Source organism: Shewanella inventionis, from assembly GCF_019931735.1.
Taxonomy (GTDB): Bacteria; Pseudomonadota; Gammaproteobacteria; order Enterobacterales; family Shewanellaceae; genus Shewanella; species Shewanella inventionis.
Window position 1 is genome coordinate 4,595,315 of record NZ_CP082926.1, and the last position, 19,499, is coordinate 4,614,813.

17 protein-coding genes and 1 riboswitch are annotated in these 19,499 nt (G+C 41.6%); of the genes, 11 read left to right on the top strand and 6 right to left on the bottom strand.

Features of this window, described 5'->3' with window-relative positions; all coding sequences use genetic code 11:
* Positions 1-24: 24 nt before the first annotated feature.
* The 3 genes from K8B83_RS20625 to K8B83_RS20635 all read right to left on the bottom strand — a co-directional run bounded on the left by K8B83_RS20625 (position 25) and on the right by K8B83_RS20635 (position 3,493).
* A complete protein-coding gene (locus K8B83_RS20625) occupies positions 25-1,095 on the bottom strand; it encodes a hypothetical protein (RefSeq protein ID WP_188738299.1) in 1,071 nt (356 codons plus the stop codon).
* A gap of 25 nt (positions 1,096-1,120) precedes the next feature.
* Positions 1,121-1,738 carry a hypothetical protein gene (locus tag K8B83_RS20630; RefSeq protein WP_188738300.1) on the bottom strand — a complete coding sequence of 206 codons (618 nt, stop codon included), beginning with the start codon at positions 1,736-1,738 and terminating at the stop codon, positions 1,121-1,123.
* 423 nt (positions 1,739-2,161) lie between these two features.
* Entirely contained in the window at positions 2,162-3,493 is a 1,332-nt protein-coding gene (locus K8B83_RS20635; protein ID WP_188738302.1) for a sigma-54 dependent transcriptional regulator, read from the bottom strand.
* Positions 3,494-4,064: 571 nt separating this feature from the next.
* Here K8B83_RS20635 and K8B83_RS20640 point away from each other — a divergent pair.
* The 10 genes from K8B83_RS20640 (at position 4,065) to K8B83_RS20685 (ending at position 14,507) form a co-directional block, all read left to right on the top strand.
* Entirely contained in the window at positions 4,065-5,249 is a 1,185-nt protein-coding gene (locus K8B83_RS20640) for a C15 family peptidase (RefSeq protein WP_188738304.1), read from the top strand.
* A 66-nt stretch (positions 5,250-5,315) separates the two neighbouring features.
* Positions 5,316-5,900: a SprT family zinc-dependent metalloprotease gene (locus K8B83_RS20645; RefSeq protein ID WP_188738306.1), complete on the top strand. Its 585-nt coding sequence runs from the start codon at positions 5,316-5,318 to the stop codon at positions 5,898-5,900.
* A 200-nt stretch (positions 5,901-6,100) separates the two neighbouring features.
* Positions 6,101-6,802, top strand: a complete 702-nt coding sequence (locus K8B83_RS20650) for an endonuclease (RefSeq protein ID WP_188738408.1) — start codon at positions 6,101-6,103, stop codon at positions 6,800-6,802.
* Between the two features lie 50 nt (positions 6,803-6,852).
* Complete coding sequence (rsmE, locus tag K8B83_RS20655; RefSeq protein WP_188738308.1) at positions 6,853-7,593, top strand: 16S rRNA (uracil(1498)-N(3))-methyltransferase; 741 nt, start codon at positions 6,853-6,855, stop codon at positions 7,591-7,593.
* Between the two features lie 42 nt (positions 7,594-7,635).
* The gene (gene gshB / locus K8B83_RS20660; protein WP_188738310.1) at positions 7,636-8,583 is read left to right on the top strand and encodes a glutathione synthase; all 948 of its coding nucleotides are present in this window, start codon (positions 7,636-7,638) and stop codon (positions 8,581-8,583) included.
* Between the two features lie 106 nt (positions 8,584-8,689).
* Positions 8,690-9,967: an alkaline phosphatase gene (locus K8B83_RS20665; protein WP_223420127.1), complete on the top strand. Its 1,278-nt coding sequence runs from the start codon at positions 8,690-8,692 to the stop codon at positions 9,965-9,967.
* A 67-nt stretch (positions 9,968-10,034) separates the two neighbouring features.
* Positions 10,035-11,072: a class I SAM-dependent methyltransferase gene (locus tag K8B83_RS20670; protein ID WP_188738313.1), complete on the top strand. Its 1,038-nt coding sequence runs from the start codon at positions 10,035-10,037 to the stop codon at positions 11,070-11,072.
* Between the two features lie 140 nt (positions 11,073-11,212).
* Entirely contained in the window at positions 11,213-12,880 is a 1,668-nt protein-coding gene (locus K8B83_RS20675) for a DUF342 domain-containing protein (protein ID WP_188738315.1), read from the top strand.
* Positions 12,881-12,903: 23 nt separating this feature from the next.
* The gene (locus K8B83_RS20680; RefSeq protein ID WP_188738317.1) at positions 12,904-13,278 is read left to right on the top strand and encodes a DUF4144 domain-containing protein; all 375 of its coding nucleotides are present in this window, start codon (positions 12,904-12,906) and stop codon (positions 13,276-13,278) included.
* 89 nt (positions 13,279-13,367) lie between these two features.
* The gene (locus K8B83_RS20685; RefSeq protein WP_188738319.1) at positions 13,368-14,507 is read left to right on the top strand and encodes a site-2 protease family protein; all 1,140 of its coding nucleotides are present in this window, start codon (positions 13,368-13,370) and stop codon (positions 14,505-14,507) included.
* A gap of 51 nt (positions 14,508-14,558) precedes the next feature.
* Here the strand turns inward: K8B83_RS20685 and K8B83_RS20690 are convergent, their stop codons facing one another.
* The 3 genes from K8B83_RS20690 to K8B83_RS20700 form a co-directional block, all read right to left on the bottom strand.
* Positions 14,559-15,668: a succinylglutamate desuccinylase/aspartoacylase family protein gene (locus K8B83_RS20690; protein WP_188738321.1), complete on the bottom strand. Its 1,110-nt coding sequence runs from the start codon at positions 15,666-15,668 to the stop codon at positions 14,559-14,561.
* A gap of 3 nt (positions 15,669-15,671) precedes the next feature.
* Complete coding sequence (gene lysC, locus K8B83_RS20695) at positions 15,672-17,051, bottom strand: lysine-sensitive aspartokinase 3 (RefSeq protein WP_188738323.1); 1,380 nt, start codon at positions 17,049-17,051, stop codon at positions 15,672-15,674.
* Between the two features lie 134 nt (positions 17,052-17,185).
* Positions 17,186-17,360, bottom strand: a riboswitch (Lysine riboswitch).
* Positions 17,361-17,647: 287 nt separating this feature from the next.
* Entirely contained in the window at positions 17,648-18,088 is a 441-nt protein-coding gene (locus K8B83_RS20700; RefSeq protein WP_188738325.1) for a DUF3293 domain-containing protein, read from the bottom strand.
* Between the two features lie 687 nt (positions 18,089-18,775).
* Between K8B83_RS20700 and arcA the strand changes: the two genes are divergently transcribed.
* Positions 18,776-19,492 (top strand): two-component system response regulator ArcA, encoded by a 717-nt coding sequence (gene arcA / locus K8B83_RS20705; protein ID WP_188738328.1) that lies wholly within the window; start codon positions 18,776-18,778, stop codon positions 19,490-19,492.
* The last annotated feature ends 7 nt before the right edge of the window (positions 19,493-19,499 follow it).

A 19,499-nucleotide genomic window follows, 5' to 3' on the forward strand; every position in this document is an offset into this window, starting at 1 on the left:
CATAACGTTTGGTTAAAATACAATCTATTCACCAGAAACAATATCTGTGGCAGTAGTGATACTCACCAACGAGAGATTATTTGACTGTAAATTACCTGTACCACTGGCCAAGTTAACGCCAATGTTACCCGACGCCCCTTGGAAAGCGGTGCCCGCTAGCATAGAAGAGTTGTTGGTTTTCTGGGTAACGGTTTCAACAAAGTAAGGTAACGACCCGCTTACCGTACCGTTTAAGTCTAAATCCCCTTCTTCATCGAAGGTCATCATGCCCGGGCTTGAAGCATTTTCTGAATCAAAGTCGATATGCCCCACAACCTCACCTGGGCCAGAATTATGCTCCCCATTACCTTCTAAGATGATTTCAGGATAATAAGGTTCAGCCAAAGCAGATCCACCGTCATAAGTGCCTTCAGCATTTAAATCAAGAGTGACCTGCGCATACTCTATTGAACCTTGCACTACACTTAAATTATCAGAATAGTTATGGCCGGTTTGTTGGACATTCGAGACACTTGCCTCACCTAATGCACCATTGTAAGTCGATGCCGCCATATTATTCGCTTGAATGTTATTGTTACCCGAGGCAACGTTAACACCAATATTACCTGTCGCATTCATAAATGAAGCGCCGTCGATGGTCGATGTATTGGTTGAAGCGTCATTCCACACTGTGTTAAATCCACCAATTTGTGTGCTGAAGATTTCAGCATCACCTGAACCAAATGCAAAACCGGCATCAATTGCTGCTAATGCTGCTGAGTTTGATTGAGCATTAAACTCACCGGCAGCCTGGTTAACACCAATATTACCGCTTGAGTTTTCAAAGGCATTACCAGTAATTTGAGCTTCATTATCATGGTAGGAATTCACAACCATGTTGGCACTGGACTCTTGTACATTTTCAACTACTGCCATACCAAGTCCGTTGGCAAAAATATTACCTTCTATGGTAACAGCACCTTCATAGGTTAAATTTTTAGTCACTTTTACTTTTTTATCTAATTCAACGCTACTGTCTGTCTCTGTCATTCCATTTGCATATGCAGAACCACTCATTATTGCTGCAATACTAAGCACTAAAGTTAGCTTTTTCATCTTCCTTTCCTCCGATCGATGATGGTTAATTCCCGCTTGGTAACTGCAACGAGAATTGGTTAATGGCAATATTTTTATCGCCAGAAATTTGATTAATTTGCATTACGCCCTGTGCATCCAAAAAACTGTCTGGAGCTAGTTCGGCTTGATAATGTGATAATTGATAATTAGAAGGACTTAGCTGGCCAGAGACTTGAGTTAATGCCGAATCACTTAAACCTTGACCCATAATCGTTTCAAGTGTTGAGTCCATGGCAATAGTGCCAATATTGGCTTGCATATTGAATTCGCCACTAACTTGATTGATGCTGGCTAAACCTTGGAATTGCGCAAAGGCTTGACTGTCGATAACCGAACTAAGTGATTTACCCTCACCAGAAGGTAAAACTGATTGAGGCAATTGATTATAATTAATGGTCTCAATTGCAGTGCGTTGACCTATTGCATGACTATTAGACTGGATATTGAAATTACCTGCAGCTTGATTAACACTTGCTCGACCAGCGCCTTGCATAACATGTGAACCTATAACAGAAGCATCATCAGCGTAAGTATGCGTAGCAAGCATTAACATACTCAATGTTATTACTCGCTTAAAAGATAATTGCAATCTAGTGCAATGTACCTGGCTAATGAATTCCATAATATATTCCTTCCATATTTGATACATAAGATTTAGCAATCCATGTGCCAACAAATAAAAGTAATATTTTTCAGTAACATACAAAAAACAAGCTGACCAAAAGTTCTTAAGTTTAAGACAGGAAATCGCTAGGCTATTGATATAACAATTAATTTATAAAAAAGGCGGGATCTTAAATTTGAGACAAAACAGCCAGCAGTACTAGCTTGTATGATTGCTGTCATTATTTAACCTGACGACAGAGCAAGAAATGAAAATCAATTTTCATATCAAGACATTTAAAGCTGTTTTACAGCTTCTTATTTTTTGCTAGCAGGGCGATGTGGTGCACTAATAACTCACCTACGTTAGCTTGAAAAAAATGACTCGATTTATGACATCAAGGTCTGTTTGAGCGACGTTGATTATTCCAAGCAAAATTACCTACATTAGCTGTAGATCATGCTTATCCATTAATCTGTAAAAAGTTGCACGAGAAATATCTAAATAACTTGCCGCTAATTCAACTTGCCCATCAGCAATTAATATCGCCTGTTGAAGCGCTTGTTTTTCAGCATTATCTTTTAGGGTCTTTAACGAAAGCGCAATATGACGTTTTTTCTCAATACTGGCTAACTCTAGATTTTGTGCACTAATTTGTTGTGCATCGCTGAGCACAACTGCACGCCTAACACGATTAATTAATTCTCGAACGTTACCAGGCCATGGGTAATTGAGCAGAGCATGGCAAGCTGACTGAGATAACGGTTTAATCGCAAGCCCATATTCATCAGAATAAATACGAATAAATCGATTAGCCAGTCCAATAATGTCATCTCGTCTATCTTTAAGCCTTGGGGTTTCTATAGTAATGCCGTTCAAGCGGTAATATAAATCTAACCTAAATTGCCCTTGGTCGATGGCATTTTCTAAATTAACATGTGTCGCCGCAATAATGCGTACATTCGCAGTTTGCGGCACGCCACCGCCAACGGAATCATACAAACCTTCTTGTAAAAAACGCAGCAAATTAACCTGAAGCTCAGCAGGCAAATCCCCTATTTCATCTAAAAATAATGTGCCGCCATCTGCTAGCGCAATTTTACCTTTTCGAGCACTAACAGCCCCAGTAAACGCGCCTTTTTCGTGACCAAACAATTCCGACTGTATTAACCCTGCAGCCATGGCACCGCAGTTAACTGTCACAAAAGGACCGTCTTTTCTCGAAGAGAATTGGTGCAATTTGGTTGCAACTAATTCTTTACCAGTTCCAGATTCCCCGCGAATTAATACAGGAATATCGGTTGGTGCGACACGCTCCACTTGTCGAAATAATTGCTGCATAACATCCGATTGCGTCACAGGTTTATCTGTATCATGCTCGGGTTGCTCCCCGAAAGGTGCTTGGTGCTGCTGTTTTAATTTAGATAGACCAATACCATGGCCTAGGCATTTTTCTAGTCTTTCAGGATCAATAGGGCTAGTACAGAAATCCCAAGCATATTGAGCAATAAAGGTGGTTATTTCGGAGATTTCAAGCTGTGATTTGTCAATCAGCACAATGATGTGAATACCTGGATCTAGATCTTTGACAAGGTAGTTGATTTTATTGACGATATTGTTTTTTCGAAGATCAATCAGACAAAGGGCACAATCAGGAGGAATTGTATTTTTATTATATGAATCAATATCAATATAGTGCAGTTGATAGTGTAATCGTGAAAGTACATCATTGAGCTCATTACACTGAAATCCTGCTATGAGTAACGGTTCCATGTTTATATCCTTTCAATACCATGGCACAAAAGTGGCAAGCACAATGCTAGCCTGTGCATATTATTTGAAGATATAGCCAGAAAAGCTGAATCACTATACAAAATAAAGCATTGTATTTATTAACTTATTAATTATTCGACCTACTATATAAAGTATGTCATTACTTATATTAGGTATTTCATTTACGGTATTAACATATTGAGTGTTTTTGTCACCTAAGTACGGTTTGCTTCCCAAATTAGCCGTCTCGATGATCTACTTTAAGTGCATTTAATCTTAGCTACATCTTACTGTAAGGACCTAGTATGGTCTAAAAATAGCAATAATATAGAAAGAATGGGCTCATAAAACAAACTCAACTGTAAAGTTTATCTACCAAACACCATACTAGGCCCTAATTAAGTACATTAGTCTTATCTCGATATTAATTCACCAAAGCAACTGTGTTATAACTATGGCAAAGACTGATTGTGATGCTATTTGATATTGATAACTCATAGTTGATATGTTCAATTACTGATACACGCGTTGTTTAACACAATGGACATTTAAGCCCCCAAAAGGAATCGTCATGATTATTCGCAGCCCTTTTTTATTATTAAGTTCATTAGCATTGTTTGCCTTATCAAATACCTCTTTTGCAGGGCAACTCCCCAAAAACATAGAAGAAATGCGCGTATCAAAAGCTGGGCAAACCATGCCGCAAGTGGTTAATCGCTACCAAGCAATTAACGAAACGCTCGAAATAAAATTGCAGCAAGCAACTGACGAATTATCTGTCACAGAAATGGCCGCACAGCAAGGTCATCGTTTATGGCAGCAAGCTGTTCGTGATGTACAATCAGGCCATGATGACGACCGCTCTTTGTACTGGAGTCGTTTAGGTATGCGCAATACCCTTAAGCAAGAGCGTGCAGGCTTTAACATCGCCGACTGGCAGCGTGAAATTCTCGTCAAAGCGGTTGAAAAATCATCTCGAGGTTTTAGCGATATTGAATTTGATCCCAATACTCACATTCACATTTTAGTGACGGGATTCGATCCTTTTTTTCTCGATCGTAACATAGGCCAAAGCAATCCATCTGGGCTAGCAGCATTAGCGTTAGACGGTTACCGTTTTAATGTAAACGGTAAAATAGCTCAAATAGAAACGGTAATGATCCCAGTCAGATTCAGCGATTTTGACAACGGCATTATTGAATCATTATTAACGCCGTTTTACCGAAACAATAGTTTAGACATGTTATTTACCATCAGTATGGGCAGAGAAAATTTTGACATTGAGCGCTTTCCTGGCCGTAACCGAAGCGCTGACGCACCAGATAATTTAAATGTATTAACAGGTGCAAGCCAGCGCAATCCTAAAGCGCCCTTATTTAATGGCGGAACATCAAGTGATGGTAAACTCAATGGCCCTGAATTTGTTGAATTTTCATTACCTGTTGAGTTAATGCAAGCTGTAAAAGGGCGCTGGATTGTAAACGACAACCATCAAGTTAGAACCCTTTCTCGTAAACAATTTAATGCAACTTCATTAGCAGAGTTACAAAATGAGATTTCAGTCGAAGGCTCTGGTGGTGGCTACTTATCTAATGAAATATCCTATCGCAGTATTTTAATGCGCGATCAATTTAACCTGACCCTTCCTATTGGTCACATTCATACTCCACGAGTAAAAGGGTATGACGCTCAAGTTGAATCAGATATTGTTGAACAAATTAAAGCCATGATTGCCGCTGCAGCGACAAGCTTGTAATGGCATAATCTCAATTGCTAACCTAGCGCTTGAGTAGCAAACGCTACTCAAGCCAAGAATGAAGCCATGCTAAAGAATCTATTTAATTTTACATCACCCAAACAAGCTGCGCTGGGCAGACCGAAAGCAATCGCTAAAGTGGCATTAACATCCTGCCAGGCTAAATCAGCTTTGCAACAGCAAATACTCGACAAAATCGAAAGTGATTATCAACATGCTGAGCATCATTTTAATCGCCAGTTTCCACGCCCTGTAGTGCAATTTAGTTTACGCGGAAAAAGTGCCGGCACCGCCCATTTACAAACCAACCGCTTACGCTTTAACCCAGTATTATTAGCCGAAAATCCAAACGTTTTTTTAACCGAAGTCGTGCCGCACGAAATAAGCCACTTACTGTGTTACCAGCTGTTTGGCCGAGTAAAACCCCATGGCAAAGAATGGCAAAGCATTATGGTATCTACTTTTAACGTGGTCCCCAAAACCACCCATCAACTTAATATTCAATCGGTAAGCGGGCAACAATTTGACTATTTTTGTGGCTGTGGCAACACCACACTTTCTATTAGACGCCATAATCGAGTGGTGCGTGGTCAAACTCAATATCGTTGTCGCCGCTGCCAACAAACCCTTCAATCAGCACAAAAAAATTAGCATCATTAACGCGTAACATTTTATCAATTGCGTCATCGCACCCTATGGCTTACCATCAGCGCAAAATGACGGATTAACTCCGCAATAAGGGCCTGTTTCTGTTTCTAATGTAATTAGAAAACACGACTGTCCTGTCGATTTTTAGTTAACTTTTAGGGTTTATTTTGCGCATATCTAATTATCACTCCTGGTTTTTTGGGGTGTCGCTTTTGTGCGGCATTTTTTTAACGACCGTTCAGGCAGCAGAGCATCCGGGCAGCTTTAGTCAAGCCAAAACCATAGCCAAAAAAATTTACCAGCAACAATTACCACTCAATACCTTTTATTGCGGCTGCGATATTGCAATCAGTGGCAAGCTTTGGCAAGCAGACCACCAAAGCTGTGGGTACAAAGTACGTAAACAGTTAATACGCGCCAACAGAATTGAGTGGGAGCATGTGGTTCCAGCATGGGAGTTTGGCCACCAGCTGCAATGCTGGCAAAACGGCGGACGTAAAAATTGCGGTAAAAACAACGACAAATTTAAAAAAATGGAAGCCGACTTACATAATCTCGTACCAGCCATTGGTGAGGTAAACGGCGACCGCAGTAATTATCGCTTTAGCGACTGGAATGGAAAAGCGGATCAATATGGTCAATGTGAAATGATTGTCGACTTTAAAGGCCGTAAAGTTCAACCCCCTAAGCAGGCTCGCGGGCAAATTGCCCGCACTTATCTTTACATGCAACAAACTTATGGTTTGCAAATCAGTAACAGCCAGCAAAAATTATTCTTAGCATGGGACAAACTGCAGCCCGTTTCCGCAACAGAATGCAAACGTGATAGCTTAATCGCTGCCAGCCAAGGTAATCATAATGATTTTGTATTCAAACAATGCCAAAATAACGGCTTAATACATTAATTCACTATCTAGCACGTATCTGAGCCATTAATTAAATAAGGTCTACACTGATGAGAGTACCCCGCATTTACCAGCCCATTGAAAACTTACAACAAGGGCAAACAGTGCAATTAGACGATGACGGTGTCGCGCATATTGGCCGAGTATTGCGTATGGGCAATGGCGACCATATCAGCTTATTTAATGGCAACGGCAATGATTATTTAGCTGAAATTATCGATGCTGGTAAGAAATCCATCACTGTCACGGTCTTAAACTGTGAAGCAAACATCAGCGAATCACCACTCGATTTACATTTAGGCCAGGTCATTTCTCGTGGCGATCGTATGGAGTTTACGGTACAAAAGTCAGTTGAGCTTGGTGTCACTACCATAACCCCATTATTTTCAGATCGCTGCGGTGTTAAATTAAGTGGTGATCGTTTAGATAAAAAGCTTCAGCAATGGCAAAAAATTGTGATTAGCGCATGTGAACAGTCAGGCCGCAGTGTCGTGCCCATAGTGCGCCCAGCGATGAGCCTGGCTCAGTGGTGTGAAGAACCCACAACCGCAATAAAATTGAATTTACACCCGCGCGCATCGCACGGTATAAATGGCTTAACATTAACTGCCGACAATAACAAAGTCAGGCTGTTAATCGGCCCTGAAGGCGGCTTGTCAGACGAAGAAATTGCCATGACAGAAACACAACACTTCACTGACATACTACTTGGCCCAAGAGTGCTACGTACCGAAACTGCATCGCTGACCGCCATAACCGCACTACAAGTTAAATTTGGCGATATTGGCTAATACAAACCAATATTATCTTCCCCATATTGTAAGGAAATCTCCATGATTAAGCTCGGCATTGTAATGGACCCAATCAGCGACATTAACATCAAAAAAGACTCAAGTTTTGCGATGCTATTAGCCGCACAGTCACGTGGTTATCAATTGTTTTATATGGAAATGCACGATTTGGCTATGGTTAATGGCAAAGCCATGGCAAACATGCGTCCATTAACAGTTAAACAAGATGCAAATGACTGGTTCACCTTAGGGGAAGCGAAAGACACACCATTAGCCGACCTTGATGTTGTGCTAATGCGAAAAGACCCACCATTTGATACCGAATTTATCTACGCCACTTATATGTTAGAGCGCGCCGAAGAAGAAGGCGTGCTAATTGTTAATAAGCCACAAAGCTTACGTGATGCCAACGAAAAGCTGTTCACGGCATGGTTTTCAGAGTTTACGCCTGAAACCATTGTCACCCGCGATGCCAAACGTATTCGTGCGTTTCATCAATTCAAGCAAGACATCATCCTTAAGCCCTTAGACGGCATGGGTGGCACTTCTATTTTCCGTGTGAAAAAAGACGATCCAAACGTAGGCGTGATTATTGAAACCTTAACCAGCTATGGGCAGCAATATGCTATGGCGCAAGCCTTTATCCCTGAAATCACTCAAGGCGATAAACGTATTTTAGTGGTTGATGGCGAACCCGTGCCGTTCGCGTTAGCTCGTATTCCGATGAAAGGCGAAACCCGAGGAAACTTGGCCGCCGGCGGAAGTGGTGTGGCTCAACCATTATCTGAAAGTGACTGGAAAATTGCTCGCGCAATAGGGCCAGAGCTTAAAAAACGTGGACTGATTTTTGTTGGCTTAGATGTTATCGGTGACAAACTCACTGAGATTAACGTAACCAGCCCAACCTGTATCAAAGAAATTGAAGCCGCCTTTGATGTCAACATTACTGGCATGTTAATGGATGCGATTGAAGCGCGTGTAAACCAGTAACCACATAGGATATCCCATGGACTTTATCGCTACGTTTAAGCACTCAGTAATCTGTTTAATGTTAATACCATGCCTTTGTGGGGCAAACGCCTTCGCAAATGATGTCATGATAAGCCCTGACGTTACTGGAGCCTCCAACACCAACGTGCCATCGGTTGGCCCATCAAGACCCAAAAACATCATCATTATGATAGGTGATGGTATGGGCCCAGCCTACACCACTGCTTATCGATATTATAAAGACAACCCAGAGACAGAAGAGATAGAGCAAACCGTTTTTGATCGCCTACTCGTAGGTATGTCCAGCACTTATCCTGCCTCTGTGAGCGGTTATGTGACCGATTCAGCAGCATCAGCAACGGCATTAGCAACAGGCTTTAAAAGCTATAATGGTGCAATTAGTGTCGACATTGAAAAACGTCCATTGCCCACACTGATGGAAAAGGCAAAATCATTAGGTTTAGCTACAGGTATTGCGGTAACCTCGCAAGTTAACCACGCAACGCCAGCTGCTTTTCTTGTTCACAATGAAAGCCGTAATAACTACATCGACATTGCCCAAGCCTATATCGATACTGACGCCGATGTCATTTTAGGTGGTGGCCAGCAATATTTTCCCGCATCGTTGCTGACACAATTTACCGAAAAAGGCTACCAGCACATCACAGAGTTTACGCAACTCGATAGTATCACCACCCCCAAAGTATTAGGTTTATTCGCTGACGTACAATTACCCTGGGCAATCAACGATAATCGAAGTCATAAGCTCAGTAAAATGACTCAAAAAGCCATCGACTTACTGTCACAAAATCAGCAGGGCTTTGTGCTATTAGTTGAGGGGAGCTTAATCGATTGGGCCGGTCACAGTAATGACATCGCCACAGCCATGGGTGAAATGGACGAGTTTGCAGCAGCCATTGAAGTTGTAGAACAATTTGTACGCCAAAGCAAAGACACGTTAGTGGTCATTACAGCCGACCATAACACCGGTGGCTTATCGGTTGGCGCAAATGACAAATATGAATGGAAACCCGAGGTGCTCAGTCGAGTTAAGGCCAGTCCAGACGAGATTGCAAACCAAGCTATAGCTAACGAGCAGTGGCAAACAGTTGTCACTGAGCTAATTGGTTTTACCCCAAGCGACACTGAATTAACCGCGTTAGACAATGCGCGTCTTCAAGGTAATGAAGCATTAACTATCGCATTACGAAAAATAATTGACGTTCACTCAAACACAGGCTGGACAAGCGGCGGGCATACAGCCGTTGACGTACAAGTGTTTTCAGCAGGTCCAGGAGCAAGACTTTTTGGTGGTCATCAAGACAATACAGACATTGCCAATAAAGTCTTTAGCTTATTGCCAGAATCTGCCGTAAAACAATAACCGCTCGACACAGCCTTTTGCAGACCAAAGGGCTGTTAACATTTTATCTTTATCATGAGTAACTCAAGTGCTAACAAATCCGTCTCAAGCATTAATTCGAAACAGCGAACTATTTCAGCAACATAAAGTATTAATACTCAATTATGAGGCTGATACCTTTGCTAGCCAATGCTTGGACTGGGCCAGCCATGTCAAAGCACTAGCATTCGACTTTAATCACCATCAAACACTGTCACCTTATGCCAATGACAAACTTGATTGTTATTTCGGCCATCAATTGCCTGATACACTCGCAGCAGAAAAATTTGATAGTGTGATTATCTATTTCCCTAAAGCTAAACCACTAATGGGCTACCTACTGCAATTAGCTGCTCAACACTTAGGCATAAATGGATTACTTGTTATAGTCGGAGAAAACAAAGGTGGTATTAAATCTATTACAAAGTTAACACCTAGCTATTACTCAACGCCCATTAAACAAGATAATGCACGCCACTGTTTGCTATACACATGTTACTTAACCCACATCGCACCAGCATTATTACTCAGTGATTGGGTAAGCCAATATGCATTAGAAACGCCACAGGGACAGCTACAAATTTGTAATCTGGTTGGTGTGTTTAGTGAAAAACGCCTTGATCAAGGCACCGAACTCCTGCTTTCGCATTTGCCTGAAAACCTTCAAGGGAGAGTACTTGACTTTGGCTGTGGTGCAGGTGTGATCAGCGCAGCACTATTAAAAGCAAATCCTACGTTAAACATGGAGTGCATAGACATAAATGCAATGGCACTAGCCTCGTGTCAACTCACTCTTGCTGCTAATAATATGCAAGCGAAAGTTTATCCATCTGATGGCTTTAAGCAAATCAGCGGGCAGTTCAATGGGATCATCTCAAATCCGCCCTTTCATGATGGGTTAACCAGCACCACAGACATAGCCACACAATTTGTTAAACACAGCGCAGACAGTTTAGCCACAGGGGGGATTTGGCAAATTGTTGCAAACAGACACTTACCCTACTCAGATACCATTGCCGCCCATTTTGGTAATGTGAATGTCACAGCGGAAAATAATAAATATAAGCTCTATTTTCATCAGCATTAATGCTGGGGTTTAGCTGGAAATGGACTTCAATATCAGCTAAATTGACTTAAAGGCAAAATGACTCACATTTTATTACCATTTTGACTGCTATTCTTATGCCTTGGTGTGGATAAAAAGAAAAATAATAAACAAAGGACGTTATGTTAGATCCCTCAGTAATCGCGCTAAGCGCAGACAAATCAAAAGCAGAACTTCGCCTAGTTCCAAATACTCACGGCCCTATAGCAACGGAAGACATTGACGGCTTACTCAAACAAGCCAATTTTGCCATGCTACACCCCATTGAATCAGCCATTAATAAAGCCGTTTCAGAAGTCAATGCACTGTGCGGACAAAAGCCTGGGGATCATGAGTTATTTTTTGCTATTGCCGAGCGCAAAGACGGTTCGGTAAGCATCACAGTCAGTGACGATAAAATGCAAGCCAGCATGAAGATCACCTCTGCATGGGGAGGCAAAGACATGGCGCTTGCCGATATCCTCAATACTCTTAAAAGCAAAAAAATTAAAATGGGCTTAAGCAAGCCTAAAATAATGGCATTAATGCAACGCCTATCGATTTTACCACCAGGAGAAAGCTGCGAAGGAGTCATCGCTTGCGGCAAGCCTGCCGTTAATGGTGAAAACGCCATCATCACTCGTAAAGTCGCCTTAGCCCGCGAGCGCTTACTGCAACCACAAGAGCGCGAAGATGGCTCTGTTGATATGCGAAATTTAGGCGCATTAATCACAGTGAAACCCAATGACGTTTTAATGGTTAAAACAATGGCAACCATTGGTACACCTGGTTTTAATGTTCACGGCGACGTTTTGCATCAAATCCCTGGTAAAGACAAGCCAATGGAGCCAGGAAAAGGCACCAGTTTACACCCCAAAGATCCCAATAAGCTTATTGCAACCTTGTCTGGCCAACCCGTTGAAAACCGCAAAGGCATGCAAGTCGACGATATACTGCAAATCAAAGATGTTGATGTTCGCTATGGTCATGTCAACTTTAAAGGCAGTATTCTCATTACCGGTGACGTACACGAAGGCATGGAAGTCAAAGCCACCGGAGATGTAACCGTAATGGGGTTTGTCGAGTCGGCAAGTATAGAAGCACAGGGTGATGTGATTGTTAGCAAAGGCGTTATTGGGCGCTTAATAAAAGATCAAGAACTCAGCACCCATATCAAAGCTAGCGGCCAAATTTGCGCCCAATTTGTACAATACTCACGTCTCGAGGCCCAAGGTAGTATTTTGGTAACCAAACAACTACTTCACAGCCATACCACCTCAGGTGACACCATTACAGTTAGTGATACCCAATCAAGACGAGGAGACTTAGTCGGAGGCATAGCCACTGCAGAAAAAGGCATTCGAGCCATTGCTTTTGGCGCAACAGCAAGTACCAAAACAGAGTTGTACTGCGCAATGCATCAAACTGAACTAAAACAACAACTAAAAGAGCTAGATAGCAGTATAAAAGAGATGGTGGTTGCAGGGTTAGAACTGGAAGCCCGATTGCGAAAATTGCCCCCAAAAACAGAATGGCAAAATGATGCCGGTATGATTGAACAAGTCAAAATGATGCTCGACCAAAAAAACAAAATGGCGGCTGAACGAGTTAAAGAAGAAATTGAATATACACAACAACAAAATGAAGTTGATGGTTATTTTGATAATTACTTCATCAAGGCTGAAAAGCACATTTTTACCAATGTTGAAATTCACATAGGTAACGCATTTAATCGCACCCAACGCGAACATGGTCCATGTGTTGTCAAAAATGTAAATCAAGAGTTGTCATTTGATTATAGCAGTCGATAACCAACACCCAGCACAGGCACACTATGCAACAAATACATTGGCCAGCCATTTTACAGTTTGATCAAGATGATGAGCTAATGTATTTGGCCAACCAGCAGGATTGGCTGAGTTTTATTTGCGCAAACCAATACAATGTTTGTTTTCAAGACAAACTTATCGACAGCAGTGGCTCAATATTTCTCATCAACAAGCCACTTAACAGCAAGGCTTGCGCCGAACAAAATGTGGCACAATTACCTAACCTTGTTAAGCAGGCTCAACCAATAAGCTTATTACAAATGTTGTCTATAGTGCGACATTACGGCCAATTTCAAGGGCATTGTTGCAGCGCTAAAATCATGTTTACTTCTATTGAGCAAGGTATCAACACTGTCGCTGAATTAGAACAGCTTTATTAGTCAATAAAACCGCCTCCCCCATTGAGCATCAAACAACGCTCTGGCAAAATGCCCGCATACTCACCGTCTATAAGCTCTGAGAATTCTTAATGGAATTACTTAATATTGAATGCCTTGGTAAACGTTTACGTCTAGAAGGTTCTATTGCAGGTTGGCAGCAATTGTACTGGGATAACCAATTGGTATCACAAAAATCGGCAAGTGCAAGCGATCAAGCCTTTCATATACACTCTTTTGAACTCACCCAACAATTTACGCCACCACAAACCGAAGGTGTACCTGAAGAGACGGTGGGGATGACCTCTCACACAAAAGCGATCCCCGTTCGTTTAGAAATAGATGTTAACTGGCAACCTTTTCAATTGGATTATTGTTTACTTGTCGATGAAGAGCAAATTACACAAGGCCATCGCACAGTTAGGGATATCGAAAATCAAACCCCTGAAATTCCTGTCGCCAAAGCACAAAAACTCAGTATTGTCGGTTTGGCCTCTTTAGGGTTTAAGCTACTCAAAAGCGCCAAAGTGATTAAAGTGTTATTTGCTGGCGCCAGTGTCGCAGCTTATTCATGGCTATTTTCGTTAGAGTTTGCCTTAGCACTTATCGGCTGTTTAGTGTTTCACGAATACGGCCATATTCGTGCCATGAAACATTTTGGCATGAAAACCAAAGGCATTTATCTTATCCCATTTGTAGGTGGATTGGCCTTGAGCGATGAGCGAATTAATACTCGCTGGCAAGATGTCTATATTTCAATTATGGGGCCGACTTTTGGGCTTATATTGTCCATTATTAGCCTAGGGCTTTACTGGATCACAGGTAATATCTTTTTTGCAGGATTGGCCAGCTTTAACGCCCTACTCAACCTATTTAATTTACTACCCATTTTACCGCTCGACGGTGGTCATATTTTAAAAAGCATCAGCTTTTCAATGAATAGCTTAGTTGGCCTTATTGCCTGTATTTTAGGGGCTGCTGCAGGTGTGTTTATTAGCTACAGTTTAGGCCTTGCACTGTTAGGTTTTTTACTGCTGATTGGTAGTGTAGAAATTGTCTTTGAATGGCGAGGCCGCCATCAAAGCCATCTACTGCCACTTGACCGCTACGGACAGATATTCTCAACCGTATGGTATCTACTCACAGTTGCAGGCCTAGTGGGGATTATTTGGTACTTTGCCAGCTCAGGGGACGACATGCTTGCCATTCCACTGCAAATTTTAGGCAGTTAGTCAGTAATATAAAAAACACCTGCAAAATGCAGGTGTTTTTATTATTGTCGTTTACAGCGTAAACACATTGGTCATCACTTTATAAAGCTCAGTACCTTGATGCACCGATGCCGAAGCAAAATGCAAAATAGGCACGCAATCTACTGGCAAACAGACCTTTTCAAGAGCCTGATCACTGCCATATAAGTCCATCCGTAAAATATTCACTAATGGTAGGCCTGCCTTAAGAGGTTGCCCAACTGCTGCGCAATATTCAATTAACCCAGCTTTTGGAGCATGGAACTTTTTATAATCTTTTAAGTAACAGCCAAAGCGAGCCATATCTGCTGGCTCAACTTTTTCGCGAATAACGCCACGATAGCTTAAATAGACCAAAATGCCTTTTGCATCGACTAATGCATCCGCTAAATCAATGCGCTCTTGGCTCGCAAGCTCTAGCGTAAAGGCTGACACAGGCACAGTAAACTCACGGCCATGCTTTGCCGCAACATCCGTTAGTCGCCACCAGGGACAAAACGCTGCTTCATCCATCGCCCCACCAAAACTATTAGGGATAACCAAGGTGTAAGGAATGGAGAAAAAACGAGCAGCATCAATATCATACTCAGGGCAATATAAATGCTTACAGGATTTAGGTCCGGTATGTAAATCCAGCACAATATCAGCCTGATGGGCCATTGATTGCAAGCTTACGGCTAGTCGGTGACCTGTTGTCACCCCAAATGCTTGATTAAGCCTTGCCTGACACGACTCGACCAACGTCGCTCGATATGCCTTAAACAACGCATCATTCGCTAAATGTTGATGTTCGGTATACCAAGTGGTTAAGTCAATATTGTGATCAAAATACTCTCGGTTCCAATTCACACCTGTAATAGGATCAAAACGCCCTAATGTAAACTCACCACTTTTTTGATTAATGCCTAGCGGATTAGCCAAAGGTGCAAGGCGAATATCACCCAATACCTCATAGCCCTCAAGCAAGGTCATCAGCTGATACATCACCGCGTTACCCTGCACTTCAGCACCGTGCACATTGGCTTGAATATACACGCTAGGTGCCGACATATCTGCACCTTTAAACTCATAAAGCGGTATGGTAAGAGCTTGCCCAGTGGCAAGCTCCCCAACACAAATACTCGATGGTATCGCCTTACTCATGGCTTACGACTCAAACAAATTTTGGTGTAATGCATTAACCACTTGCGCCGCTTCAGACTCAGACACCAACACACATAAATTGTGTGGGCTAGCACCCTGGCAAATCATTCGTACGTTGTGGTTTTCAAGCACTTGAAACACACGACTACAAATACCAGCGGTAGAGGCAATACGATTACCTATAATGGCAATAAGCGCTAAGTTATCTTCAACACGCACACGACAATGTTGAGACAGCTCTTGCAGTAATGACTCACTCAATAAGCCTTGACCACTTGAATCTGAACCGGTTTTATCCAAGGTCAACGATACGTTAACTTCTGATGTAGTGATTAAATCAACTGATATTTTATGGCGAGCAAGTGTTGCAAAGGTTTCAGCTAAAAAGCCTTGAGCGTGTAACATTTGTAAGCTGTGAAGGTTAAGCAATGTTTGATCTCGGCGTAATGCCACTGCACGATACACTGGCGTATCCTCAACCTGATGGCGGATCCAAGTCCCTCCCATTTCGGGCGCTTTACTTGAGCCCACAAACACCTGAATTTTTTGCCTAACAGCAGGCAAAATAGTTGCTGGATGTAACACTTTCGCGCCAAACGTTGCCATTTCTGCTGCTTCATTAAAACTAATCTCAGCAATTGGGCGTGCGTTGGGTGCCAATCTTGGATCTGTGGTATAAATACCTGCAACATCGGTCCAAATCTCAACCGCAGATGCATGTAACGCTTCGGCAAGTAACGCTGCAGAATAGTCACTACCACCACGGCCTAAGGTTGTTGTGCGACCATCTTGATCTGCACCAATAAAACCTTGAGTAACAATAATATATTTAGCTAACAGCGGCTTTAAAAAATCACCCGACAATGAAGCTATGGCTTCTATATGTGGCTCAGCTCGGCCGAAGTGACTGTCAGTACGAAGAACCTGGCGCACATCAAAATGATCTGACGCTGAGCCTTTTTCACGGATCACCGCAGAGAATAAAATCGACGAGCATTGCTCACCTGTAGACAATAATTCATCCATTATTGCCTTACTACGGTCAAGCTCTAACGATTCGCTTAACACCGACATGCGACTGAGAATTTTATCAATACTTGCCGCCACATCTTGTGGACGCCCTAACTCATCTAAAATGGCGTATTGAATTTTCGCAATTTGCTTTAACAGCGCTAAACGACGCTCGTCATTCACATTCGCTTGGGTTAACTCAACCAGTAAATTGGTCACGCCACTTGACGCACTAACCACAACTAAACGAGTTGCAGGGTTGGCTAAAACAATATCAGCACAACGGCTCATTGAGCCGTAGTCAGCAACCGACGTGCCCCCAAACTTGGCAACAACCAATTGTGCTTGTACGTCTTGAGAAATTAGACTCATACAGATGCCTCCGCAGTTTGCGAAAGACAATAAAATAAGATGTGATTTACTAACATGATATACGCTCCGAACACACTACGTTCGAAGAGCCTGGTGCTAAGATAACGCACCCTTAAAGAAGGGAAACAGCAATCATCACCAGAAGCTCTCCACCAAAAAAACAGGTGACAATCGTTAGGATTCAGCCTAAACGACCGATATCAATGTGTGCCACACAATTTGATACCTCGGCGCTAATCTCCATCATAAGTTGTCATTGGACTGGCATCCTCAAACTTACTACCTAGTTAACGCTCCTCTTCTGTGCCTCCCGAAGGAGGGACCTGAAAAATAGCAACAAATGCACTCACAAGTCAATCAACAATTGTAGTAAAAATACACAAATTTAATTTTATTCATCTTTGAGCAGTGCTAATCCCCCACAATGAATAACAGTGGAGGTGTTAATTTGGAATTATTTATTGTTCGAAATACTGAAGAATTACGGTTTAAAGATAACGGGAAGTAAAAAAACAATACAATCTATTAAAATTGTATCCAAAAAGGATCCAATAACCAAAACAGTGACAAGATTGGTTAGGCTCTAAATGAACACACTAAATGTGAGCACCAATGTCGGGTAACTCATTAACCAAACGTAAACGATGATTGAATACGCCCAATTCAACCTCAGGCATCTTCGAGTCATTACAAGCAACAAGGGATAAAAGCCCCTGTTCGACATAATAAATTGCGTGTTGGTTAAATGCTTTACCTAACTCAAGCGCTTGTTCTTTATCAATAAAAACAGCCCAGCTTTTTTCCATATGCGATAAATCAGGAGCAGCACCAATCAGCGCTCGGTATGGGCTATTAAATTGTTGGATTTTAGATTGGAGTTGGCGATCTAATAAGCGATTTTGACTGGGGGTGAGCAACAAACCGCTTGGATTATAAGCAGTAACAATAGCGAATGGGAAATCATCTGAGAGGCGTTGAGTAAACAAAAAATGAGTGGTTTGATACTCGTGCCACAGTGTATCTATAACATTTTCCATAATATTAATTCGTCAATTAAGCCAAAAACAGTGTAGCAGAGCCTTGTGAATTCTTAAAGGTTTGAGATATCAGTCACAAGTATAATATTTTAATTAAAAATAAAATCAAACAGTTAAGAAAAGACCAAACTTTTCATCTGTTTTTTATATTAATTATTTAACATTTAATTTGTTAACAAATACCTAAAACGAGTACAATAATCATTACTTACTATTAAAGCGCCGTGACTTCACCCATAACATCAAGCCATTAGATGCACCATGGGACAGCGTTTAAAACGAATTCATTGGTTATTAGTCACATTTTTGTGTGCTTAGTTTACACCTGAACGTTTTATGTTCTACATTTGATAACACAATCAAGATAAACCGTAATACGAGTAAATAAGTTTGCAACAAATGGAACTATCTTTGTAAATCGTATTCATAGTAGTAAGCCAATTAGGCAATTTTTTTACTCATGAGGCAGGAGTTCATTACAACGCCTGATGAGCTTAGATATACGCAAGACAACTCAGTAACCATAAACTAGCGTTACATTATACGAGTTCATAAGAGTGTTTTATTCAGGGCAGACATAGATAAACACCATAAAAAATACTGGAGTATCGGCGTTAATTAAGAACGCGATTACAACTTGACTAGCCTGTCGCTAGAGTCGAATTTTTATTAAATTAGGTATATATCATGCAAAACCCGCACATTCTGATTGTTGAAGACGAAGCAGTAACCCGTAATACATTGCGCAGTATTTTTGAAGCTGAAGGTTATGTAGTAACTGAAGCAAATGACGGCGCAGAAATGCATAAAGCCATGCAAGATAACAAAATTAACCTAGTGGTTATGGACATTAACTTACCTGGTAAAAACGGTTTGTTACTCGCTCGCGAATTACGTGAAATTAATAATATCGGTCTTATTTTCTTAACGGGTCGTGATAACGAAGTTGATAAAATTCTTGGCCTTGAAATCGGCGCAGACGACTATATCACTAAGCCATTCAATCCTCGTGAGTTAACCATCCGCGCACGTAACCTATTAACGCGTGTTAACAGTGCAGCTGCAGAAACCGAAGAAAAAGGTTCTGTTGAGCATTACCGTTTTAATGGCTGGAGTTTAGAGATTAACAGCCGTTCTTTGGTTAATCCAAAAGGTGAGTCTTATAAGCTACCACGCAGTGAATTCCGTGCGATGCTTCATTTTGTTGAAAACCCAGGTAAGATTTTAACCCGTGCAGATTTATTATTAAAAATGACTGGCCGTGAGTTAAAGCCGCATGACCGTACTGTTGACGTCACAATTCGTCGAATCCGTAAGCATTTTGAAAGCTTAGCTGATACGCCAGAAATCATCGCCACTATCCACGGTGAAGGCTATCGTTTTTGTGGTGACTTAGAAGACTAATCTTGTA